Source organism: Micromonospora sp. NBC_01412 (genome assembly GCF_045040215.1).
Classification (GTDB): Bacteria; Actinomycetota; Actinomycetes; order Mycobacteriales; family Micromonosporaceae; genus Micromonospora; species Micromonospora rubida.
Map to the genome: position 1 here is coordinate 7,534,085 of NZ_CP109528.1, position 23,587 is coordinate 7,557,671.

The following is a 23,587-nucleotide window of genomic DNA, read 5'->3' on the forward strand; positions in this document are numbered from 1 at the left end:
CCCGATGAGCGACTTCGCCGTGACGCACCCGCGTACGCCCGCCCGGGAACGGCTGCGCGCCTGGCGTCCCGAGATACGCCACCCGACGCCCGGCCCCGGTGAGGCGCTGCCGCCGGGACCCCGGACGCCGGCCGCGCTCCAGTCGCTGCGGGTCTGGGGCGGCCGGAACACGTACTTCCCCGCCATGCGGGAACGGTTCGGCGACCTCTTCACGCTGCGCGTCGCGCCCATCGGGCGGATCGTGGTCGCGTGCGGGCCCGAGGACGTGCGCACGGTCGCCCTCGGCGGGCCCGACGGGTTCCCCGTGGGCGAGAACAACGCCATGTTCGAGCCGCTCCTCGGCAGACGGACCGTGCTCGCCCTGGACGGGGCGGCGCACCGCTCCGAGCGCAGGCGGATGACGCCGGCGTTCCACGGGGAACGGGTCGCCGCGCTGGTGTCCACCATGGAGGTGATGACCCGCGAGGAGGTCGCGTCCTGGCCCGTCGGGCCCACCTTCCCCCTGGTGGAGCGGATGCGGGAGCTGACGCTGCGGGTGATCGTCCGGCTCGTCATGGGCGTCGAGGAGCCGGACCGGGCGGCCCGGCTCGCCGCCGCCCTGCGCCGGGTCGTCGACATCAGGACGCGTGACCTGCTGATGTGGGTGTGGCCGGGGCTGGCCAGGATCGGGCCGTGGCGCCGGACCGTCGAGGGCCTCGACCACGCGGACGACCTGCTGTACGCCGAGATCGACCGGTGCCGCCGGGACCCCGGTCGGCAGGGGCGTCCCGACGTGCTGTCCATGCTGCTCGACGGCAGCCCCGACGACGAACTCGTACGGGTGGAGCTGGTCACCCTGCTCACCGGCGGCTACGAGACGACGGCCGTGGCGTCGGCGTGGATGTTCGAGCGGCTGCTGCGCCACCCGGAGGCGCTCGCCCGGGTCCGGGCCGGGCTGGACGATCCCCGCGATCCGTACCGGACCGCGGTGGTCAAGGAGACGCTGCGGTTGCGGCCGGTGAGCTACAACCTCGGCCGACGGACCACCGGGCCGGTCGAGCTGGGCGGGTACCGCCTCCCGGCCGGGACGTTCGTGTGGCCGTCGCTCTCCGCGATCCACACCGACCGCCGGGTCTGGGGCGCCGACGCCACCGAGTTCCGGCCCGAACGCTGGCTGGAGCCCGACCCGCCGGTGCGCGCGTACCTCCCGTTCGGCGGCGGCGCCCACCGCTGCCTCGGGGCGACGTTCGCCCAGACCGAGATGGAGGTGATCCTCCGGACGGTGCTGCGGCACGTCGAGCTGCGCCCCGACCGCGCGGCCGACGAGCCGGCGGCGATGCGCAACATCATCCTGGTCCCCCGGCGCGGCGCGCGGGTACGCGTCGCGCGCACGCTCGCCCCCCGCTGACCGGCCGGGGGCCCGTCAGGATCCCCGCCGGGCGCCGGCCCCGGCCGCCCCGGCCGCCGTGGCCGCCAGCCGCCGTGGCCGCCGGCCGGCACGGTCGCCGCCGCCCGGCTCACGACTGCCGTCCACGACCGCCCGCCACGGCCGCCGTCCGGGACGGTCCGGTCCCGAGCGCTGCCGACCGGCCCGCCCTGGCGGTTCCCGTGTGGGCGTGCCGTCCCGAGCCCTCGGCGCGACCGTCCCGGGACGCGACCGATCCTGATCTTCCGGAGGGCTGCTGCGGGAGTGGACCGGGCCGGCGCTGTGGCGGCTGTCGCCGGCCCTGCGCTCTACGGGCCGGTGCTGCGGGAAGCGGCGGACACCCGGCTGCCGCTGCCGCAGGACGTCCGGGGGTGTGGACCTGGCACCGCCGCCCGGAGCCCGGGGCCGGCTGTCCTACCTGCTGCTCTTCCCGGCCGTGCCCGTCGTGAGCCTCGCCGCGGCGGTCCCGCTGCTGGATTCCGGGTGGTAGGTGGCCGCCTGGGTCGTCGGGGCGGCCCTGTCGGCCACCCAGATCACGATCTGGGCCCGGCAGCCACGGAGTTGGGTCTGCTGTCCGGGCCGTCGCCAGAGACGCCCCCGACGTGATCAACGAACGGCCGCGACGTGTCCCACCCTCCCGCGCCGACGCCCGCAGCCCAATTTCCGGGATGTCCCGCAATGCCGACTTCTCGTCTTCAAGGATGTGAGGGGCGGCCAGCACAGGAGGGGGCGGTGGCATGGACCAGGACGCGCGCGAGCAGGGGCTGCTCACCGCCCTGACCACCGAGCACTTCGTGCTCCAGACCTCGCGCGGCGCCACGATCACCGAGTCCGTCGGGCGGGCGACTGTGTTCCTGTCACTGCTGTCCGCCGCGCTGATCGGGCTGGGCTTCGTCTCCAGCAGCGAACAACTGATCAAGCCGTACCTCGGCGCGGTGCTGCCGACCCTGGTGATCACCGGGCTGCTCACCTTCGCCCGGTTGGTGCAGAACATGGTGGAGAACTCGCTGAATCTCAAGCGCATCCAGCACATCCGCGCCTACTACCACCGCCGGTTCGCCGGCGAGCACGACTTCTTCGCCGACGCGGTGACCGGCGGGGGCGACACTCGGACGATCGCGGCGGCGGTTGGCAGCGCCGCATCTCGCTGGCAACTGCTGCTGACCACGGCGGCCATGGTGGGCGCCGTGAACGCACTGCTGATCGGCCTGGGCGCGACCCTGCTGACCGGATTGGCCGGCGGGTCCGCCACGTTCGCGATCGCGATCGGTGTGGCGGTCGCACTGGTCGCCTTCGCCGCACAGCTCGCGTACATCAAGCGGGCCTCGATCTGGCTGGGCGGCTGAGCGTTGCCGAGCTGAGCACGACGCTCGGCTGGGCATCCGGCATGGCACTTCGGTGCTCGACCGGCCGGACCGAGACGTTTACACCCAGGCCGATCTGGTACTCGCAACGTGACTGCACCGGTCATGGCGGCGGACACGGCCGACCGAGCATCGTCCTCGTCCACGGCGCATGGGCCGACGGGTCCTGCTGGAGCGGCGTGATCGAGCGCCTACAGGCCGACGGATACCACGTGACGGCCCCACAGTTCCCCTGACCTCGACGGCCGATGATGTCGCCCGGCTACGTCAGGTCCTGACCTTGCAGGACGGCCCGACGATCGTGGCCGGACACTCCTACGGCGGCCAGATCATGACCGCCCTCGGCACCGACGCCCCGAACGTGGTCGGGCTGGTGTACATCGCGGCCTTCGGGCTGGACCAAGGGGAATCGCTCAGCGCTCTGCTGTCGCAGGGACCCACACCGCCGGCGCTGGAGCACCTGTTCACCGACAAGCATGGCTTCATGTGGCAGCCGCAGGACGACTTCGTCCAGCACTTCGCGGCCGACGTCGACCCGGTCCGGGCCAAGGTGATGCATGCCGTACAGCAGCCAATTGCCGGCTCAACCTTCTCGGAAGCGATGGGCGTCCCGGCGTGGGGATCGCTACCGTCCTGGTACCTGATAGCCACCCAGGACCAGGCGATCCCGCCGGACGCGCAGCGCATGTTCGCCAGCCGCATGGGCGCGACCACCAGCGAAGTCCCTGCCAGCCACGTCCCGATGGTTTCTCGCCCCGGCGAAGCGGCACAGCTCATCAAGACCGCAGCCGAAACCCGGACCGCGATGCCGGCATGACAACGACCCTACCCGTCCGGCGGCCAGGGACGGCCACCTCGGACGTCGCATCCACACCAGGCTGATGACGCCGCCGGACCTGCCTTGACGGTCGGTACCCATTCGGGAATGAGTACGAAGACGGATGGGCCAGGTCTCGAAGCCGTGGCAGGTTCGTGGACATGGATGATGTGGATGCGCCGCACCGAGCGTCGTTCGGGCTGAGCCTTCTCGTCGCGCTTGGCTGGTACGCCACCGTGATCGCCGCGGTTTTCGTCGGACGGTCAGGGATGCCGGCTGCACCGAACAGGGACTGCTCGGCGGCGTTCAGCTGCCTGACACCGCAAGAGGAGATCGGCCTGGCGATGATCCTCGGCGCGCCGATCCTCGTGGGTCTGCTGTTCATCACGCTGGTGGTCACCGGCCTGCTCGCGCGCCGAGTCCCCTCCTCGATCCTCGCCGGCACCCTGTCGGCGCTGGGCAGTGTTGTTGTTGCGGTTGTGGTCGGTGCGGTCTGGCAGGGTGTCCGATGAAGCGCATCGGGCTCGGCGTACTGCTCCTCGCCTGGCTCTACGGCGTGCCGTTCCTGCTCATCGTCGGGTTGGTTCGACGTACTTCGTCGCCCCACGTGGCGACCCACGCGGCGGCACAGGCGTTCGGCGCGACCACGGGCACCATCTTGACCGCGGCACTGGTGCTCAACCTGGCACTCCCGGTGGCTGGGGTGCTGCTCGCCCGACTCGTCCGCGATCGGTACTGGAGGCGCCACTTCGTCTGGTCACTGGCGGGTATGGTGCTGATCTATTTTGCTGTCGCGATCGTGGGAAGCGCGGCCACGGGGCCGTTGATCGGCTGGACGCCGGCCGACCGGGAGCCAGCACCCCACGTCACCCAGTGCATCCCGATCAGCGGCGGCCGTGGCTGCCCCGGCGGCTGATCCCGGCGTACGGCGCGGCATGCCGCAGCCCGCATGCGCTGTCCCGCGTGCGCCGGCTACGCACTCATACCCGACAGACTCGGGTCTTCCCCACCCGGGTCGCCGTGACGCCCGGTCGGCCGCAGATCAGTGCATGTGATCATGAGTATCTGGTGATGGAAGCACCGGACCCAGGCGGGCGAGCGGGGACAGAGCCATCAGCACGGGTGACAGCATCATGCCGGCTGCCGTGACCAGCAGAGCCGGGCGTACCCCCCAGTGTTCCGCGAGGAGGCCGCCGAGCAGCGAGCCGAGTGGCGTCAGGCCCATGCCGGCGAAGGTGATCGTCGCGGTGACGCGGCCTTGCATCGTGTCCGGGGTGACCGCCTGCCGGACGGCCATGACAGCGACGTTGACCAGTTGGCCGAAGGCTCCGAACACGAGGTTGATCGCGATCAGTGCGGAAATGGTGGCCACGGAGGTGCCGTGCAGCGCGGGCACGCACAGCATCACGCCGTCACCGATGGCCGCCGCCGCGACGAGTACGGTTCCGTAACCGAGGCGGCCCGGGAGGCGGGCGGCGAGCAGGGAGCCCACGAGCGCGCCCGGCCCCGTCGCGGCGAGCGTCAGTCCGATGGCGGTGCCGGACAGGTGCAGTTCCCTTGGCAAGAAGAGCAGGTAGGCGGTCATCGTGGCCGCGAAGGACACCTGGAACGCGGCCGAGGCGAGGCACACGGTACGTAGCGAGGTGTCGCGGACGACGAAGCGGACGCCCTCGTGGATCTGCCGCCAGATCCGCTGGGGTCCACCCGGGTGCTCCGGGATCGACTCGCGGTGACGGATGCGCGAGATGCCCAGGAACGACACCACGAAGAACAGGGCGCTGGACGCGGCGGCGATCGGCGCCGACAGCAGGGCCGTCATCGTCCCGCCGAGGGCGGGACCGCCGATCTGGGCCGCAGACCGGCTTCCCTCGATCGCGCTGTTGCCCCGCAGCAGCTGATCGCGTTTCACCAGGCGTACGAGAGAGGCTTGGTAGGCGACGTCGAAGAACACCGACAGGGCCCCGATGGTGAAGGCGGTGGCCAGCAGCGCTGGCAGGCCGAGGCCGCCCACGAGGGCGGCCACGGCGGCTCCGCCCAGCGCCAGGGCTCGGCCGAGATCCGCCAGGACCATGACGGTGCGGGTCCGCCACCTGTCCACCCACACGCCTACGAACAGCGCGAGCAGCAGCTGCGGTGTCTGCCCCACCGCGCGCAGGACGCCCAGTTGGTCCGCGCCGACGTTGAGCGTCAGGACGGCGATCAGCGGCAGGATCACCAGGCTCGCATGTTCGCCCAGCTGTGAGGCCGTCTGTCCTAACCAGAGGCTGCGGAAGTCGGAGTTGCGCCACAGGCTCGGCGTAACGGATCGAGCGGAATCGGAATCGGAGACGGCGGAGTAGCCGGACGGCACAGAGACCCCTTGGATTGCCGCGAACAAGGCGCACCGACCGCCGTACGACAAGCGTACTGACGGTGCAGGTGGGGAAGGCTCGCTGTGCCGCGCGATTCAAGGGCAGCACGCGATGACAGGCCGATCACGGCCTAAGACGTCAACGCGCGCTCGGACGACCGGGCATGTCTCAGCTCCTCGTGGCTCACTCTCCGTCCCACACTAGCCACCGGCGGTCCAGCAGGAAAGGCGAAGAGGAACCCCGGTCACACGCTGCGGCGACGCCTTCGGCATCGTACGGCCGGCTGAGCCGGTCCGTGCCGCCGTCCCAACCTCGGGACTCGCTCCGAGCACAACCACACCGCCATCGGCAAGACCGAGCATCATCGTGATCGACCGACTCTGACCTTTGCGTGACGTGCGTTCGGCGGCATGTGTGGGCACTCACCGGACGGGTGCGAATAGGTCCTCACCGCTGATCACGATGCACCCGAACAAGTCGCCGAGCACAGCCCGTTGGTGGTTCGTCAGCGGGTTCACGAAGACGGCAACAGCGACCTTCGCGGCCAGGCACGCTTGTGCGACCTCGCGCGCCTTGCCAGGGCTGAGCAGTGTCCGCCGCGAAAACGGCTCAGTCATCCTGGCCGCACCGCCGTCCGAGACACCCCGCCGCTGGACGTGCTGGCTCACCACCCGTCCACCATGCGCCTCCACCGAATTCGCCAGCAGATCGAGCGTCAGGCCGAACTCTTTGTCCCTCGCCGAGAACAGGCCCACGAGCACCACGTTGGCGCCCGCCAGCACGGAGATCGGTGGCCCGCCCGGATATCGCCGCACGAGGCGATGGTGCCATGCCAGACCCCTTACGGGCATCGGGGCATCGGCAGATACGGATGCGGTCCCGAGTCGACGCCGCTCCGCCGGTCACGGAACGTCACGCTCACCACTTCCCGCCGTGGATCTCGCTGAGTTCATTGGTCAACTTGCACGCGGCTGGAGCTCGTCGCCTACGTGGCACGCCGCCAGGGCAGGCTACGTATCAGCGGCAAGAGCGGATGTTCTTCCAAGCGGCCCGGTGCGGCCAACGCCGCCGCTCGTTTCGACCAACAGCGAGCCAAAACTGGGCGAGATCACCCCGTTGCCCAGTGTCATCAGCTGAGCGGTTCGCGGGGTCGCGGGCAGTCCGTCAGGTGGTGGTGAGCAGGCCGACCGGGAGGTGTGATGCGTGGTCGTGAGGAATCACTGGATGAGGTGACGAGTCTGCTGCGTCGGATCACTGGGGAGCGAGGCCACGTGGCGATGCTCGACGCTGAGGCACTGCGGTCGGTGGGTCTCCCTGCGGATGCCGTCGACGACACCGGAACGCTCCTGCCGCAACTGGCGCAACGTGCGATCCGGGCAGCTATTGGTGGCACAGTACGGGCTGACGCCGACAGCCTGCCTTCGTACATCGACCTCTGGGACCGGATTCTGTGTTCCACGCCCCAGAGCGGCTCCGGCTGGGCGAACGCTGTGGCGAGCTTCGGCGCGGCGATGCAGGCCAGGTTCGACCGGACTGGAGTGCCGGACGAGTTGGCCGTGGCGGTGGAGGCGCACCGCGTCGCCTTGGGTGCCACGAGTGCTGACCAAGCCGGTCGAGCAACGTGCTGGCTGAATCTGGGGCGGGCGTTACACACCAGGTTCGGTCTGTCCGCGCTGGGCTCCGACTTGGATGAAGCAATTCACGCAACAGAGTCAGCAATCGCGGCTGCGGAGCGGGGCGGACCTGTGCGGACGATCGCTCTCCAGAACCTCAACACGATGTCACGCGACCGTTACCAGAATACCGGGGACATCGCGGATCTGGACCGGGCTGTGGACGTCGGCTTCTCGGCGCTGAACGCGGTCTCCCCTGGTCATCCTGACCGGGCGGCGCATCTACAGAACTTGGGCATCAGTTTGCGCACCCGGTATGCGCACACCGGGGCCGCAGGCGATCTGGACGCGGCCGTCGAGGCGCTCGGCGAGGCCGTGGGCCAGGCGAGCGAGGCCACCGAGTTAGGCGCGTACCTGTCGAGCCACGGCGCAGCCTTGCTCGCGCGGTTCAACCGGGCAGGGCGGATGACCGACTTGGACACGGCGGTGGAGCTTTCCCGCCGAGCCACGGCCACAGCCTCCCTCGACAACCCCGATCAGGCGGTGTACTTCCTGAACCTGTGCGCAGCATTGCTCACCCGGTTTCGCTCGACCGGTTCGGTGGACGACCTCGATGAGTCCGTGGCCGCCGCTGCCCAGGGCGTCGCGGCCACCGGCCTCGGCCACCCCTGTTACGCCAACACGCTGTGGAACTTCGGCTCCTGCCTGTCGGCGCGGTTCGACTTCCTCCAAGACCCGGAGGACATCGATCTGGCCGTGGGGATTCACCGCGAGGCCATGGCAGCCACTCCGGAAGGCCATCCTGACCGGGCATCGCGCCTCTCAATTTTTGGCACGTCGTTGCACGCCCAGGCGAAAAAGGACAACCGACCCGACGCGCTGCACGAAGTGGTGGACATCTTCCACCAAGCCGTGGCCGCGACCCCGATCAACCACCCCGAGCGGGTAGGACGACTGGACAGGCTCGGCAGCGCACTGGCGAGCCGGTTCGAGCACACCGGGGCCGCACCCGACCTGGACGAGGCCACGGCAGTCCTCCGGGAGGCAGTGGCCACCGCCCCAGTCGACCATCCTGACCGCACCAGGTGGCTGGCCAACCTGGGTCTCGCGTTGTGGCGACGCTACCGCCACTACGGTCACCAGGAAGACCTCGACGACGCCGCGAAGGCGTCTGCCGAGGCTACCCGGGTGCTTTCCGCACCACCGATTGAGCGGATCAAAGCCGCCCGGATCGCCGCGATCGTCGCCGAGCAGAACAACGACCCCGCTGATGCGGCCGATCTGCTGGAGGCTGCGGTCCGGTCGCTTCCTGAGTTGGTTCCTCGCCGCCTTCCCCGCCCCGACCAGCAAGCCCGGCTCGCCGCCGTCGCAGGCTTGGCCAACCGGGCCGCCGCAGCGGCATTGGCGAGCCCGGCTACGCCCGCGTCCCACCGTGCCGTGCGAGCGATGACCCTTCTGGAGGCCGGGCGTGCAGTACTGCTCAGTCAGAGCCTGGAGACCCGCGGCGACCTCACCGATCTGCGCGCCATCCGACCGGACCTGGCGACGCGGTTCGCCGAGCTGACGGATCGCCTCAACCAGCACACCGCCCAGCGGGTACACACAGACCCGGTGGCGGGCCGCACCAAGTCAATCTCCGAACGGTTCGTGATCATGTCTGAGGTTGCGGGCCGCCCCGACTCGGCCCGCGCAAACGACGCAGCCGACCGGATTCGGTTGGCCGAGGAGCTGGCCGAGGCCATCCGCCGCATCCGCGAGGTGGACGGGTTCGCGAGCTTCGGCCTGCCCCCGGACGCCGGCGAGTTGCTGGCGGAGGCCGCACACGGGCCACTCGTGGCCTTCACCGTCACTGCCGACCACGGTAACGCCTTGATCGTCACCGACGACCGAATCGAGTGCGTGGAGCTGCCCGGATTGACCACGGAAGTGCTCGCAGAACGGGTCAACGCCTTCCACCGTGCTCTCCGGAGAGCCACCAGAAGCCCCAGCACCCGCGACCTGCGGCCATTCGAATCCAAAATAGATGGCCAAGCTGATCTGCGTGCCGTCCTCGAATGGCTGTGGGACAGCGTGACCGGGCCAGTGCTCGACCACTTGGGGTTGCGCCGCACCCCGTCGGAGAACGCCCTCCGGTGGCCGCGCATCTGGTGGATTCCCTGCGGCCAACTCGCCCTACTGCCCCTCCACGCAGCCGGTCACCACGCTGACCCGGCGACGCCGACGCGCCGGGCCGTCATGGACCGCGTGATGTCCTCGTACACGTCCACCGTCGGCGCTCTGCGGCACGCCCGCCGTTCCCCCGCCACAGCTCGCCCGCCCCAACGCTCGCTCGTCGTCGCCATGCCCACCACACCCGGCCTGCACGGTGGCGGACAACTCCCGCATGTCCGCGTAGAAGTCGACGTCGTCGCCTCCCTACTCCCCGACCCCCTCGTCCTGAGCACGCCACCCGACCCGGCGGACGCCGTGCCCGGATCCGCCCTCCCCACCGCACGCCGGGTCCTCGACGAACTACCGTCCAGCGCGATCGCGCACTTCGCCTGCCACGGGACGCACCACCCGACCGAGCCCGCAGCCAGCACGCTCCTGTTGTACGACCACGCCGAGGCGCCGTTGACGGTGGCGCACCTGGCCCCGGTCGCCCTCGACCACGCCCAGTTGGCCTACCTGTCGGCGTGCGAAACCGCACTGAACAAAGTCGAGCGCTTCCTCGACGAGGCCATCCACCTTGCGAGCGCGTTCCAACTCGCGGGCTTTCCCCACGTCATCGGCACACTCTGGGCGGTCGACGACGAGTTCGCCGCCGTCATCGCCAGCCGCTTCTACCGCGGCCTCCACGACCAGCACACCGCAACCGTCACCGTCGGCGACGCCGCACGCGTCCTGCACGAGGTCGTTCGCGCCCTGCGGGACGACTTCCCCGACACGCCCTCACTGTGGGCCGCTCACCTACACTTCGGGCCGTGAGCGGGGCTGCCTCGCTAACGGCTCTCCGGCAGCCCGAGGCCAACACGGTCGGGATCGTGACAGGCTCGTCGAAGGGGGGCGTCAGTCCTCGGGGGCGCTGTCGGGGGCACTGCGGGCCGCCCACCGGCGCAGCAGGTCGATGCCCTCGTCGAGCCGGCCGTGCTCGGTCAGCAGCGTGACCAGCAACGGCAGGGAACGCCGACTGCCCTGGTCGACGGACCTGCGGAGCAGGTCGATCGCCTCGTCCGGGCGACCAGCGGCGGCCAACAGCGCGGCCAGTTCGTCGTACGCCCGCATGTCACCGTGGTCGGCTGCGACCCGCCAGTACCGCTCGGCCTCGTCGGCCTGCCCCCGCTCGGCCAGAAGAGCCGCCAGGCGGGCCGCGGCGTGCCAGTCGCCGTGGTCGGCGCGCAGCCGCAGCTCGTCGGTGTGCCCCCGGTCGGCCAGCAGGTCAACCAGGACGCTGCCCGCACCCCACGCCCCGGCGGCACCGGAGTCGGCGAGGTCACGCAGGTAGCCGGTGGGGTCGGGCACGGGGGTCAGCCCGACGGCCTCCGACCCGAAGAACCGGCTGCCGCCGAACTCGTGGCGCAGCCGGTCGTCCAGGTCATCGGCCAGCGCGATCATGGCGCGTACGGCCAGCAGCAGGTGGGTGGGGACGAAGTCCTGCCCGAAGACGGGGATCGACGCCCAGACCGTGCCGCCGGTGCAGTAGATCCGGCCGACGACCAGCCCGTTGGTCAGGTCGAACAGCCGCTGGTACAGCGTCTCCGTCGGCTCGACGCCGGTGAGCAGCGGCGAGAAGACGTCCACCAGGGGCGGGTCGTCCTGGGCGCGTACGAAGATCATGGCGGAGCCGGCGCGGATGCCCACGTCGCCGTCGGCGTCGACCCGGAGCTGGTCGGCGGTGACGCCGAGGACGGCGGCCAGGATCTCCTTCACCCGCTCCGTCAGCTTGCCATCGCCGGCGTGTTGATCGGCCGGCCCGGCCACCGGCGCGCGACGCGGGGCGGTCACCGGCCGGGCCGCCAGCGCGGCGGCCAACCTGGTACGCCGGGGCACCGGGGTGGTCGTGGCGGTGACGGCCGGCCGGGCGGCCAGCCCGGCGACCAGGCGGCTCCACAGGTTGTCACGCGCCGTCATCGTGCTCACCGTCCGATCCGGCGGCGGGCGGGTCGGCCGGCGGCTCCACCGTCCGGATCTGGTCGAACATCTTGGCGATCACCAACGGCGCGGCCACCCCGAAGGTGAAGCTGGCGAACGCGGTCTCCGCCAGGCCACCGGCACCGGCCGCGGCGGCCAGGCCGGTGCCGGCCACCGCCCGCAGCACGACGGCGAAGACGACGATCGGCCGGTCCCGCGGGTCCCGCCACGGCCACTGCCACCGGCCCTCGGACTCGGTCGTCGGGCGCATCATGCCGTAGAGGTTCAGTGCCTCGGCCACTGCGCTGCCGACCATTCCCCACATCGCGGCCATCCATAGAGACACGTCCCTACCTTAGCGATCGAGTGAACTACCACCCGCGCCGCCCTCCGCGCGGGTGCCGACCTCACTGCCGACGGTAACCGGACGGCACAAGCCACCTTCCCCTTGGGAGGGACCGGGCCGGCGGAGCGTCTCGTTGAGGGCGGCCAGTTCGTCCGTCAGCGGGATTCGGGCGCGCAGTTCAGGAACGGGCTGGGCGTTCCGCTCGTGGCGGCCGACGCGCCGCTGCGACGGGTGGAGGAACACCGCCAGTCGGCGAACGGCTTGTCGAGGATCTCGGCCAGCTCGTCGGGCCCACCAAACCACGCGCTCCCATCATCGCCAGTCTCCTGATTGATGGGATGATTCCTTGGATCAAGGCCATGGGGCTCACGCCAGCGGGTCGACCTGGAGCTCGCGGTGCGCGACCATGGCCTTCTCGCAGGGCGTGCTCACCATCACCGAGACCTGCAACGGGTCGCCCTCGGTGTCGTACGGCCTTACGGTGATCAGATCATCGTCCCAGCGCCGCGCGCGGAACCGGTGTTGCCCGAACGCAGCCGGGTGGTGGCGACGACGGAAACGGTCAGCGGTGTGGACAGGGTTGCCACGAGGGGTTGCAGCCGCGCAGCCAGACGTTGTAGCCGCCGACCTTGGCGTGGCCGAACCCGATGCCTTGCTTCTGCTTGCCGTTGATCCGGCGCAGCATGGAGTCAATGTCTACAAAGCACAGTGTGTCGGCGCCGGCCACCAGCGGCGTCCGGGCGGCCAGGCCGATCAGGGTGTCGCGGGCTGCGGGCTGCGGCCTGGAACTGCCGCACGTGTCCGTGCGTGAAGGTGCACAGGAATGAGCCGAGCGTCGAGGGCGCGTACACGCCGGTGAAAAGTGGTCGCATGCCGTCGTGCTGGGCGATGCCGAGTTCATCGATGCTATCCGCGCCGGCGAGCATCCCGGCCACGACCGTGGCGACCTTGTCAGCCGAGTTCGCGCCCTTGCCCGTCAGCAGGCTTACCCGAGCCTCGACCGCATGGTTACAGGCCGACCTGCGAGCCAGGCGCACCACCGGCGCGAGACCGGCACACGTCACCAAATTCGGATCATCGAACGTCACGGCCGTCACCGGCGCGTCATAGCGTAATCTCACCTGCAAGGCGCCCTCTCGAACCGAGTAATAGAAGTGTGGCAACTCCTATCCTTGCAGTTCGGAGGGCACCTTACATATCCGGGATCCAACCGATCCCACCTTCATCGGTGGATCGAGGCTCAGCTGCTGTCGAGATGGGCCTAACGAGGGCGCCTGGCGTCTTCTTCGTTCCATATCGAGAATTCGTGGCCCACGCCATACTGCTCAATGACGATTTCTTGAGCTTCGCTCAACGACGAAGCCATCAGCCGAAATTGAATTTCTGGTTGGCCAGCGATCCGAACAAAGCCGATGTACTCGCGCTTCGGCTCTCCTTGCTCGGGGTTCATCATATCTCCCATCGTTTTACCTGTAGGGATTGAGGCATACCGCACTATGGCAGAATGCGCCGATAATAGTCCCGAGGCTTTGCAGAACTGCGCTGATCTCCCCCGGCGACATGGACGGGACATTGTGAATTGCGACATTATGAGAGCGCCCAAATCGGACAGAGTCCTCCTCACGAAAGCGGGGTTCCGCAATCATGTTACCATTCGCGCCACCATGCGTACCAGTGAGGATATGAATACATCTCCACGCTCAAGGCCGTCGTTCACGATGCTGACGAAGTCTTCCTGCGTGATGGCTTTGCGTGAGGTAAAAACTCTCCCACCAGCCGCATTGCTGCTCTCTTGAAAGAGTGGCGCTTCTGGATCAGAATCCGCAGGGCGAAGATCCCTGCTCTTCGTGACTGGACCAAGTGCGGCGCCATCTCCACAGTTGTGGACGAGTACCGGCGTTGCCCTGGTGTCGGTTCCGCCTGAAAAATGGCTCTGGCACACATTCTGTGATTGATCTTGGTGGTGGTTCATGGGGTGGCGAGGACTCGTTTGTGGAGGAGGTCGAGGTTCGCGCGGCCGTACATCTGTCGTTTGATCGTTTTGATGCGGTTGATGTGGCCTTCGACGGGGCCTGAGCTCCAGGGTTGGGTGAGGCCGGCGGCGACGGCGTCGCGGTCGTTGATCAAGCCGGTGGCGAAGCCGCGGAGTTCGGGGTGTCCGGCGTGCCGGGCGCGTTCGATCCAGGCGTCGAGGTGTTGTCCGGTGCCATGGTGGCGCACCAGTGCGGTGAACCCGCGGGCGAGGTCGGCGACGGTGTCCAGGTCAGGGCAGCGGCTGCGGGCGTCGGCGAGGTTGACGCGGTCGTCGTCGGTGAGTTTGTGTCCTGGCCGCATGATCCAGGCGGTGATCCGCCGGGCGGAAGGCACCTGGACGACCACCCGCGTCGGCCGGGTACGGGCGGTGGTGAGCCAGTCCCGCAGCACGCGCAGGCTGCCCTGGTAGCCGCTGGCCAGGATCTCGGCGAACAGGGTGGCGCTCTGGTGGATGCCGTCGGCGAGGCGTTGGCGTAGGTAGGGGTGGAACGGGGCGAGGACGCTGGGGCGGCTGCTGGCGTTCGGGCCGATCAACGTCTCGGCGGTGGCGGCGCGGGCGTACTTACGGGCGGTCCTGACGTTCACGTCGAGCCGGCGGGCGGTCGCGCTGATCGACAGCCCTTCGGCCCGCAGGGCGTGCACGGCCGCGTGACGTTGGCGAGTGTTCGCTGCGCGGCGTCCCGTCCTGACCGGCTCGGTCAGGACGGGCGCGGCAAGGGCAGGTGTGGGATTGGTGTGCTCTCGTAGGCACCGGCGGTGCCCACGGACGACCTTCTCGACCGCGTCGCTGAGGTTCTTCAGCAGGTGCCACCGGTCGGCGACCTGGATCGCGTCAGGTGCCCCTTTGCGGGCGCCCTCGGCGTAGCTGCCCCCGCGATCCCGGCAGACGATCTGAACGCCGGGGTGCTCCCGCAGCCATCCGGCGAGGGTGTCGGCGGTGCGGTCGGGCAGGACGTCGATCGGCCGGCGGGTGTGCATGTCGAGCAGCACGGTGGCGTATCGGTGCCCACGGCGACGGGCGAAGTCGTCCACACCCAGCACCGTCGGCGTCACCACTGGCGGGTCGGGCATCCGCCGGATCATCCGGATCAACGTCGTCCGAGACACCGACACCGCCAGCCGATGCGCCAACCGGCTACCCGGTCGACCGCCCAACGCCACGGCGACCGCTTCCAGGTCACCCGCCGCCAGAACCGTGTGACGGGCATACCGTCGGGTCAGCCCGGGCACCTGTTCGGCGAAAGTCCGCCGCCGGCACTCGACGTTGACGCAGGTGAACCTGCGGACCGTTAACGCGACCAGCACCTCATGGCCACCCAACCTGACGTCGGCCAACCGCCGCGTATAGCGACCATGCACAGTGGTCGACCAGACGCCACAGACTCCACACGCCGCCCGCACCGTCCGCACCGTCCGCGTCGCCGCGTCGATCCTGACTCCGACGGCCCGGACCACCACCGCTTCCAACCGCAGACCAACCAGATGCGGCAGCAACGCCACGATGATCTCCACTCCGGCACCCAACCCGAACTACCCGCAAGCACAACTCACAAAATGTGTGCCTGAGCCAGGGTTGGGGCGGCGTTGACAAGTTCCGCTACGCGCCGTGCCAACGAGCAGTGGCCGTCAGCCCACACCGATTGCCCGTGGCATCCTTGTCACCCATGCGCATCCCGTAGACGCCATCCACATTGGGTTCTATCCATATATGTACATGCGCTCCGGGTCTCTGGCAGCAACCGTGACAGCAACTCACGCCCACAACCACGACGACCAGTACACGAAGTCACCGCGCCAACACCTTGCGCAATTGCTCGACTCCTCCCGCATTAGGCTGTCGAGCAGGGCCGGATCAAGCTCCTAATCCATGCCCTCCGTGCGCTATCGCCTTAACCAGGCGCCCGGCGCGATGGCGCGTTGCTTGCGGCAAGTCACCTTCCATTATCTCGGTCAGCAAACTCACCACCATGCCCCTATTCTGATCATCAATCATTACTTCTACCCACTCTAAGCCGAGATCGACCCAATACGATCTGCCGCTCTGCAATGCAGAGCTAACGACAGATTCGACTACTCGGCATACCGTTATGTCGGGCACCATGAACTGACTCCATGACCGTGACAGCTCCACATTCACGTCTGCATAGGGTCGTTCAAGGAGTGGCCAAAGAAAGATCGGATTATCAAGATCCACTTGAGCTCTTACCTCAATGCCGTTCAGATAAGGCAGTGGTGCTGGTCAGCGTGGTGTGCTGACGGAGGCTGATCGGGGCCGTACGGTTGCCGGTCGTGATGCCACTGGTGCAGCCCTCGGGCCGGTTGACCGACCACATCGGGTTGGGGGTGCTCTCGGCGCGGTTCCACCGCGATCTGATCGAGGAAGTGATCAACCGGACCGGGTGTCGGGAGAAGCGTAGCCGTCGACTGCCGGCGCACGTGATGATCCGGTACGTGATCGCGATGGGCCTGTACGCCCAGGAGTCTGCCGAGGAGGTGATGCGTCGGCTGGTCGGTGGCCTGCGCGCGATGGGTTCGTGGTCGGATGACTGGGAGGTCCCGACCGGCTCGGCGATCAGTCAGGCCCGGCGACGTCTCGGTGTGGCGCCGGTGAGGGAGCTGTTCGATCGGGCGGCGGTGCCGGTGGCGGGCTCGGGCACCAAAGGCGCGTGGTTGGCCCGACGTCGCCTGATGGCCATCGACGGGACCAGCTTCGATGTGGCCGACACGTCGGCGAACGTGGAACGATTCGGCCGGATGGGATCCGGGCCGGCAGCGTCGGCGTATCCGAAGGTGCAGGTCACCGCGGTCGTCGAGTGCGGCAGCCGGGCGGTCATTGGGGCGGTGATCGGGGCGTGTTCGACTGGGGAACGCACCCAGGCCGCTGACCTGACGCCGGTGGTGGAGCCGGGGATGCTGCTCCTGGCTGACAGCGGCTTCTACTCCTTCGAGTTGTTCGACCGGTTCGCCGCCACCGGCGCGGACCTGGCCTGGCGGGTCGGGGCGTCGGTGTCACTCGGACTGGTGCGGTGGCTACCCGACGGTTCCTACCTGGCGTTGATCTACCGACCCGGGCTCGCCGCCGAGCGGCGCCGCCGGCTGGCCCGGACGGTGACCGACGGTGGTGAGGTTCCCGCCGATACCGCCCGCCTCGTGCGGGTCGTGGACTACACCGTGCCCGACCGTCATCCCGACGGCGAACTGATCACCGTGATCACCACCATCCACGACCCACACGAGGTGTCCGGAGTGGACCTCGCCACCGCCTATCACGAACGGTGGGAGCAGGAGTCCGCGTTCAACGAGATCAAGAGCGACCTGCGTGGCCGTGGTGAGGTTGTCCGCTCGAAGACCCCTGACCTGGTCGAACAACAGATGTGGGGGCTGCTGTTGGCGCACTACGCGATCCGGGCCCTGCTGGTCGACGCCGCCGACGAGGCCGGCTACGACCCCGACCGGCTCTCGTTCATACGCGGCCTGCGCCTCGTCCGCCGCCAGGTCACCGACCAGGCGGCCATTTCCCCCTGAGCGCCTGATCAACGCCATCACCGAGGCCCACACCGAGATCCTGCGCCACCGGCTACCCCCGCGTCGACACCGCACCTGCCCACGAACGATCAAACGCGCCCGCCACAACTCCTACCGCGTCAAACGACCCACAGACCGCATCATCCGCCACGACGGCCCACCCACACCCACCCTGGCCTGCCCAAACGCCTTACCTTAACGGCATTGGCTCTTACCTCATCCTTGGTACCTACCCAGACTCCAGGCAGCGCCGATGCTCCCACCCAGCTGTCCTCGCTACGCCTCACCAGAGGTTGCCACACATCAATCATCCAGGCCAAGGTGTATATGCATGATCGATGTTAAAGCTATCCAGGAAGCCCTTAAACTGTTGCCTCGTTTCACTGGTCCATCGCTCACCATAATGCCCGCTGCTCTCGTCGAAATCAATTCGCCCATTAGCATTTCTCCTAAATATATCGCCCAATACCGTACCCTCATCTAAGCCACCTGCGCGAGCCAACTGCTCATGCGGACTACCCTTGATACCCAGGTAAGACTTAGGCGCACCGACAAGGAGTCGGTTATTTACCGGATCGAAAACGTATTCGATTCCACCTCGGCCGCTCGGACTGTAATTCTGGAACGCTTTAACCGACTTCACGTTGCCACTTACCTCAATTACACCCGGCGCGGGGCCGCTTCCGCCACAGTTGTGGACGAGGACCGGAGTCTCACCGGCGATCACATAGTACGTGTGGATGTCGGCGACGGTGAGGTCGTGCATCCGCTTGTCGTCGGTGTAGTTGCGTACCTCGACGACGGTGAGATCGTGTCCGGGACCGCCGCCACCCATACCGGCGCCGGTGCTGTCGCCCTCCAGCCGCTCGTCGTCGTGGACCAGCAGTCGGTGACCGACCGCGAGCTTGGCGGCGTCAACCCACCTGCCGTCGGTGGCGTCCCAGAACGGGTGGTGTTGGGTCGTTTTCAACACCGTCGTCTTGCCGGTTTTGGCGTCCCGGACGGTGAGGTCGGTGAGGTCGCGGTCCTGGTTGACGTGTAGCTGGGTGACGGGCTTCGCCGCGCTGCGGCCGGTCTCGGGGTCGGTCGCGGCGACCTCGTCACCGTGCTTCAGATCCTCGATCGGCTTGCTGCTGCCATCGGCCAGCAGCACCCGGGTCGACGGATCGAAGCTGTGCGGCGTCGTGCAGCCCGACGAGCCGTCATCCTGGCGGTTCCGCCCCTGGTAGCCGGAGCCACCGGACGATCCACCCGCGGAAGCGGCCCTGGACCCGCCACCGCCGGTGGCCTTCGATCCCCCGCCGCTGGCCCTCGCCCCGTCACCGCCCGCCGCGCGCCCGCCCAGTTTCGGCAGCCGGCTCCCGGCGGCGGCAGCGGCCTTCGCCCCACCGGCCGCTGCGCGGAGGCCGCCGCCGAGGCGGCTGAGTCCCGCCGACAGTGCGCCGTCCAGGCCACCTTCGATCATCGTGCCGGCCAGGCCGCTCCAGGAGAACTCCTGGTCGCCCCGGGAAACGTCAACCATGAACCCGGCACCGGACGCCATCGCACCGGCCGCAGCCCCGGCCAGGATCAGGCAGCCCACCCCGGTGGCGCACAACGCGCCGATGACGACCTGGTCTACTGGGCAAGGCCCAGGCCAAGGCGGTCGGCCCGGATGGTGGGACAGGCGGCGAATGCTGCTGCACACCGATATGTGCCCTACAGGCCGAGCGACTCCCGCTGCGCTCGTTCCTTCCCCCACCTGTGAGCCCCTTCAGCGAGGGCGGGAGGCGAGGCAGCAACCGTCGTCGCCGACCAGCGGGTGATACCTGTTCGGCCCCCTTTGCTCTGCTACCCCCCGCGCAACGCTCACGGAGCGTGACCGATGCTTCCTGCCGTCCGCCCGTGCTGGCCCGCGACCTGAAGCGGATGCGCGGTGCCGGTGTTGCGGTGACGGCAGCAGAGCAAAGGGACCGGGGCGCTCCGGCTTGAGGATGGCCGGAACCCGTCTGCAGCAGCCAGCTTCGTCGGTGGTGGCGGTCGGCCATCCTGTCTGCCATCGACCCGGCTAGCCGAGCAGAAGGCAGCCCGCCGTACGAGCCGTCAAGGCCATCTTGACGTGGCAGCCCGGGCTGCTGCTTCGGCTAGGGTCGATGGCGGACTCAGACGCAGAGGCGAACGCCGCCTACTGGGCCTCGAAGCGCCGCAAGACGCTCGGTCTGGACCCACACGGCTACCTGGTGGGCGAAGGAGACCCGCGAGGTCGAGCAGACGCTATGAGTCCGCGTCGACCGGCAGCAGGTGGGCCCCCATTCGTCGGCGGTGAGTGCGCGGAACACCCGCTCGCCCACCCAGTTCGCCCTTCCGCACAGGACGCCGGCGGAACTTCGCGTGCGGACGTCCCGCAGCCGTACTTCTCTAGTTTGTGGAAGCGGCGCGTTCGTAGGCCAGGGTGAGTTCGGCGAGGACGCCGTCGGCGGGGTGCGGACGGCCTTCGAGGTGCGTGGCGCGGAGCTCGTCCATGAACCTCTCCCACATCTCAGGGCCGCCGTCGGCGAGAAGCTGGGCGCGGATCGACAGCTCGGGTGATGTCGGGAGCCATCGGGAGCCCCAGGCGCCGAGATGGGCCATGAGCGGGACGAGTTCGATCGCCGCCTCGGTGAGCCGGTAGTCGATCTTCTGTCGGTGGCTCGGGTCACCGTGCCGGCTGAGCAGGCCCGCGTCCACGAGCTTCGACAGGCGGCTGGCGAGGATGTTCGACGCGATGCCTTCGATCGAGTTCGTGAGCAGCTCACGGAAGTGCCGATGGCCGCCGAACATGACGTCCCGCAGCACAACCAGGCTCCATCGGTCGCCCAGCAGCTCGACGGTCAGGTTGATGGGGCACCCCGATTTTCCCTCGGGCACGGGCAGGCGACCGACCCCTACTGGTTGCGACATGCCACCAGCGTAGTATGGTGCAACCGGTTGCAAGTTGCAATCGGAAGTTGCTCGTCAGGTCCCGAGGAGAAGACATGCCGCAGCTGTTGAAGGTGCAGAGCTTCACCGTGTCGCGTGACGGGTTCGGCACCGGGGAGGGGCAGAGCCTGGAGCGGCCCTTCGGCCACGTCGACCCCGGTTCCCTGTTCTCCTGGCGTACCCCTACCGCCAGCTTCATGTACCGCACCGAACCCGGCGGCACTCGCGGCCTGGACGACTACCTGGCCCGCGCCTACGACCACAACTTCGGGGCGGAGATCATGGGCCGCAACAAGTTCGGCCCGCAGCGCGGCCCCTGGGAGAACCACGAATGGCAGGGCTGGTGGGGGGACAACCCGCCGTTCCACACGCCGGTCTTTGTGCTCACCCATCACGAACGCCCGTCGTTCACCCTGGCCGACACCACCTTCCATTTCCTCGATGCGTCCCCGGCCGAGGCGCTGGCGCGCGCGAAGGAGGCTGCCGGTGGGCGGGACGTACGCCTCGGTGGTGGGGTTGCCACGATCCGCGAGTTCATCGAGGCCGACCTGGTCGACACGATGCACATCGTCGTGGCGCCCGTCGACCACGGTCGAGGCGAGCGACTGTGGGAGAGCCACACCGATCTTCTCGACCGCTTCCACCTCGAGTCGGTGCCGAGCCCCAGCGGAGTCACGCACCTCCTGTTCTGGAGACGATGACCACCGACCCGTGCGATCGCACCAGCCCGGCCGATCTGCTCCAGCGCCGCAGGAGGGGACCGAACCGGGCTGGTGCCGCCCACCGGCCAGCTCAGCCGTGGTGGACCTCCTCCATGACCTTGGCGATCAGCCGTCGGGACTCCTCCTCGTCCAGGGCGAGCGCGTCAAGGCCGGCCCAGACCTTCTCGTACGCGGCCAGCTCCCCCGGCCGGTCGAGGTACAGCGCGCCGGTCAACGACTCGCGGTAGACGACCGACGGTTCGGGTTCGGCGCGCATGCCGAGCGGGAAGTCGAGCAACACGAACGACCCCGCCACGTCCCCGGCGCGCAGCCCGGCGGCGAGCGGCACCACCCGGATCGAGACGTGTGGCAGCCGGCCCACCTCCGCCAGGTGCCCGAGCTGCTCCGCCATCGTCTCCGCGCCGCCGACCACGCGCAGCAGCGCCGCCTCGGAGAGCACCGCCTCGAACCGGGGCGGCCGCCGCCGGAGCAGGGCCTGCCGCCGCAGTCGTACCTCGATCAGGCGCTCCCGCTCGTCGGCGGCCGTCCCGGGGCGGTGCGGGCCGGCGGCCGACGCGTACGCCCGGGTCTGCAACAGCGCGGGGACCAGCGCGTCGTGGTGCTCGCGGAGCCGGCACGCGGCGGACTCCAGGCCGCCGTACAGGTCGAACCAGTCGGGGACCGCGCCGCCGTACGCGTGCCACCAGCCCTCTCTCTCGTCTCCCCCGCCAGGCCGGTCAGCGCGCCGGTCAGCTCGGGCCTCGCGCGGTACAGCTCGCACATGGCCCGCACGTCGACGGCGCGCGCCGCGCCGATGCCGCTCTCGATCCGCCACACCTTCTGCCGGCTGCACTGCAACGCCTCGCCCACGGCGTCCAGCGTCATGCACGCCTCGGTGCGCAGGTCCCGCAACATCCGCCCGGGCTGCCGGCGCGGCACGGTCGACCCCAGGTCCTCAGCCATCAGAGCGCCCCCAATACCGTTGGTCGGACGGCTCTGCCCGGTACCGCTCCGCGCGCTGGTTCGGCCCGGGGGCCGCCCGCCGCCGCTCGGGCCACTCGTAGACGATCGCGCGGTCGCAGCGCGAGGTCTCCACCTCATCGGGTACGACGCCTTCGACCGTCTCCCGCCGGTAGCGCCCCGGCACGTCCCCCCGTCCGGCACCACCTGCCCGATCAGGCCCACCGTGACCCTCCCCGGCCGCAGGACCCACTTCCACCACCTATCCATGCCATTCCCTCGCTGGCCGACACAGAGCCTAGCAAACCTATAAATCCTGTAAAGATAGGATGGGGATGCTTTACATGTTCATCAAAGCGGCTGCTTTGCTGACCTCATGCCGTACGCCCAGCCGCTCTGGCGACAGATCAGAGATGACCTGCGCGCGAAGATCAAGGCCGGCATCTACCCGCCAGGGAGCAAACTTCCCTCCGCGCGACTCCTGGCCGAGGAGTACGACACAAGCCACATGACTATCCGACGCGCCCTGGACTCCATGATCGAGCTTGGCGAGCTGGTCGGCCGCATGGGCATCGGCGTCTTCGTGGCCGACACCTCGGGGCAGAACCCGTAGGACGTTTGCTCTTACCATGGCCGCGTGGGGAAGCTTCGGCTGGTGGCGAGCCAGGAAGTACAGGAGATGCTCGGCGTCTCCCGGCCGCGCGCCTACCAGATCACCAACTCGAAGACCTTCCCCGACCCGGCGGCCAACCTGTCGGTCGGACGGATCTGGCTCGCCGAGGACGTGGAGCGGTAGATCAGGGACCACCGACCGGACCTTCAGGACCGGGAAGCCTAGCCAGGACACCCCGTCCACCCGCGCCATCGCACCGCAAGATCTCCATTCCATCGGGTAGGACGACCTCGACCGCCCGCCGTTGGTAGCGCCCCGGCACGCCCGGCGAGCCAGTCGGCCGTCAGCTCCGTCAGCGCGCCGCCCCACTCGGCGGCCTTTCGGACTGCCGACTCGAAGGCTCACAGCCGCTGCCCCGGTCACCCGCCGACCGGCAGCAGCATCTGCGGCGAACACCCGCTCGCGGCGGCAGCAAACACCTCAAATGGGCGTTCTTCCTCGCCGCGTTCGCCGCTCCATCAGCCGCGCTACGACGACCGCAAACGCGCCCAGGGCAACCGCGTCCGATGAATCGCGAATCTTGGACAGTTATCGTCCACTGTCGACGGAAACTGTCCAAGATTCGGAGGCGGTACCGCACGGCGCGACAGGGGCGGGGCGGCGTTCGGCGCGAGGTGGTGATGCGGCGTCGCGGCACCAGCATTGACGCCACCCCGGGGCGTCGGGATGGGAACGGCGGCGTGGCGCCCGACGACCGGTTCCGCCCCGCCCATCGCCGCTTGACGAAACCGATAAAGACGCCCCCCGGCAG

At 68.9% G+C, this 23,587-nt stretch carries 21 protein-coding genes and 1 pseudogene; 10 read left to right on the forward strand and 12 right to left on the reverse strand.

The genetic code is table 11. The features are described from left to right. Window positions 1–4: 4 nt before the first annotated feature. From OG617_RS32695 to OG617_RS32715, 5 genes are all read left to right on the forward strand, one after another. Window positions 5–1,387: a cytochrome P450 gene (locus OG617_RS32695; RefSeq protein ID WP_405096808.1), complete on the forward strand. Its 1,383-nt coding sequence runs from the start codon at window positions 5–7 to the stop codon at window positions 1,385–1,387. 755 nt (window positions 1,388–2,142) lie between these two features. After that, window positions 2,143–2,751 carry a hypothetical protein gene (locus tag OG617_RS32700; RefSeq protein WP_405096810.1) on the forward strand — a complete coding sequence of 203 codons (609 nt, stop codon included), beginning with the start codon at window positions 2,143–2,145 and terminating at the stop codon, window positions 2,749–2,751. Window positions 2,752–2,920: 169 nt separating this feature from the next. Then, window positions 2,921–3,586, forward strand: a complete 666-nt coding sequence (locus tag OG617_RS32705; RefSeq protein ID WP_405096812.1) for an alpha/beta hydrolase — start codon at window positions 2,921–2,923, stop codon at window positions 3,584–3,586. A 161-nt stretch (window positions 3,587–3,747) separates the two neighbouring features. Continuing rightward, entirely contained in the window at window positions 3,748–4,098 is a 351-nt protein-coding gene (locus tag OG617_RS32710) for a hypothetical protein (RefSeq protein WP_405096814.1), read from the forward strand. Next, window positions 4,095–4,502: a hypothetical protein gene (locus OG617_RS32715; protein WP_405096816.1), complete on the forward strand. Its 408-nt coding sequence runs from the start codon at window positions 4,095–4,097 to the stop codon at window positions 4,500–4,502. The genes OG617_RS32710 and OG617_RS32715 overlap by 4 nt, the downstream gene beginning before the upstream one ends. 126 nt (window positions 4,503–4,628) lie before the next feature. Here OG617_RS32715 and OG617_RS32720 read toward each other — a convergent pair whose 3' ends face one another. Both OG617_RS32720 and OG617_RS32725 read right to left on the reverse strand, forming a co-directional pair. After that, entirely contained in the window at window positions 4,629–5,936 is a 1,308-nt protein-coding gene (locus tag OG617_RS32720) for an MFS transporter (protein WP_405096818.1), read from the reverse strand. Between the two features lie 423 nt (window positions 5,937–6,359). Continuing rightward, window positions 6,360–6,752 (reverse strand): hypothetical protein, encoded by a 393-nt coding sequence (locus OG617_RS32725; protein ID WP_405096820.1) that lies wholly within the window; start codon window positions 6,750–6,752, stop codon window positions 6,360–6,362. 462 nt (window positions 6,753–7,214) lie between these two features. On the opposite strand from OG617_RS32725, the gene OG617_RS32730 reads away from it, so the two are divergent. Next, window positions 7,215–10,517, forward strand: a complete 3,303-nt coding sequence (locus OG617_RS32730) for a CHAT domain-containing protein (protein ID WP_405104037.1) — start codon at window positions 7,215–7,217, stop codon at window positions 10,515–10,517. 81 nt (window positions 10,518–10,598) lie between these two features. Here the strand turns inward: OG617_RS32730 and OG617_RS32735 are convergent, their stop codons facing one another. The 6 genes from OG617_RS32735 to OG617_RS32760 form a co-directional block, all read right to left on the reverse strand. After that, window positions 10,599–11,660: a T3SS (YopN, CesT) and YbjN peptide-binding chaperone 1 gene (locus OG617_RS32735; RefSeq protein WP_405096822.1), complete on the reverse strand. Its 1,062-nt coding sequence runs from the start codon at window positions 11,658–11,660 to the stop codon at window positions 10,599–10,601. Then, a complete protein-coding gene (locus OG617_RS32740) occupies window positions 11,647–12,006 on the reverse strand; it encodes a hypothetical protein (protein WP_405096824.1) in 360 nt (119 codons plus the stop codon). The genes OG617_RS32735 and OG617_RS32740 overlap by 14 nt, the downstream gene beginning before the upstream one ends. Before the next feature lie 562 nt (window positions 12,007–12,568). Then, entirely contained in the window at window positions 12,569–12,691 is a 123-nt protein-coding gene (locus OG617_RS32745; RefSeq protein WP_405096826.1) for a hypothetical protein, read from the reverse strand. Between the two features lie 4 nt (window positions 12,692–12,695). After that, on the reverse strand, window positions 12,696–13,169 hold the full coding sequence (locus OG617_RS32750; RefSeq protein ID WP_405096828.1) for a hypothetical protein: 474 nt from the start codon (window positions 13,167–13,169) through the stop codon (window positions 12,696–12,698). A 98-nt stretch (window positions 13,170–13,267) separates the two neighbouring features. After that, window positions 13,268–13,456 carry a hypothetical protein gene (locus OG617_RS32755; protein ID WP_405096830.1) on the reverse strand — a complete coding sequence of 63 codons (189 nt, stop codon included), beginning with the start codon at window positions 13,454–13,456 and terminating at the stop codon, window positions 13,268–13,270. A 518-nt stretch (window positions 13,457–13,974) separates the two neighbouring features. Continuing rightward, on the reverse strand, window positions 13,975–15,552 hold the full coding sequence (locus tag OG617_RS32760; protein ID WP_405096832.1) for an ISL3 family transposase: 1,578 nt from the start codon (window positions 15,550–15,552) through the stop codon (window positions 13,975–13,977). 780 nt (window positions 15,553–16,332) lie between these two features. Between OG617_RS32760 and OG617_RS32765 the strand changes: the two genes are divergently transcribed. Then, complete coding sequence (locus tag OG617_RS32765) at window positions 16,333–17,565, forward strand: IS4 family transposase (protein ID WP_405104038.1); 1,233 nt, start codon at window positions 16,333–16,335, stop codon at window positions 17,563–17,565. 307 nt (window positions 17,566–17,872) lie between these two features. Here the strand turns inward: OG617_RS32765 and OG617_RS32770 are convergent, their stop codons facing one another. Both OG617_RS32770 and OG617_RS32775 read right to left on the reverse strand, forming a co-directional pair. Continuing rightward, window positions 17,873–19,147 (reverse strand): polymorphic toxin-type HINT domain-containing protein, encoded by a 1,275-nt coding sequence (locus OG617_RS32770; RefSeq protein WP_405096834.1) that lies wholly within the window; start codon window positions 19,145–19,147, stop codon window positions 17,873–17,875. A gap of 815 nt (window positions 19,148–19,962) precedes the next feature. Beyond that, on the reverse strand, window positions 19,963–20,484 hold the full coding sequence (locus OG617_RS32775) for a winged helix-turn-helix transcriptional regulator (protein WP_405096836.1): 522 nt from the start codon (window positions 20,482–20,484) through the stop codon (window positions 19,963–19,965). 74 nt (window positions 20,485–20,558) lie between these two features. Between OG617_RS32775 and OG617_RS32780 the strand changes: the two genes are divergently transcribed. Next, window positions 20,559–21,203: a dihydrofolate reductase family protein gene (locus tag OG617_RS32780; protein ID WP_405096838.1), complete on the forward strand. Its 645-nt coding sequence runs from the start codon at window positions 20,559–20,561 to the stop codon at window positions 21,201–21,203. Window positions 21,204–21,294: 91 nt separating this feature from the next. Here the strand turns inward: OG617_RS32780 and OG617_RS32785 are convergent, their stop codons facing one another. Both OG617_RS32785 and OG617_RS32790 read right to left on the reverse strand, forming a co-directional pair. After that, a complete protein-coding gene (locus tag OG617_RS32785; RefSeq protein ID WP_405104039.1) occupies window positions 21,295–21,984 on the reverse strand; it encodes a DUF5753 domain-containing protein in 690 nt (229 codons plus the stop codon). 17 nt (window positions 21,985–22,001) lie between these two features. Further along, a pseudogene (locus OG617_RS32790) lies at window positions 22,002–22,433 on the reverse strand (helix-turn-helix domain-containing protein); the annotation flags it as partial. Window positions 22,434–22,539: 106 nt separating this feature from the next. Between OG617_RS32790 and OG617_RS32795 the strand changes: the two are divergent. Both OG617_RS32795 and OG617_RS32800 read left to right on the forward strand, forming a co-directional pair. Beyond that, on the forward strand, window positions 22,540–22,776 hold the full coding sequence (locus tag OG617_RS32795) for a GntR family transcriptional regulator (protein WP_161684132.1): 237 nt from the start codon (window positions 22,540–22,542) through the stop codon (window positions 22,774–22,776). Between the two features lie 24 nt (window positions 22,777–22,800). Then, entirely contained in the window at window positions 22,801–22,959 is a 159-nt protein-coding gene (locus OG617_RS32800; protein WP_405096840.1) for a DNA-binding protein, read from the forward strand. Window positions 22,960–23,587 lie beyond the last annotated feature (628 nt).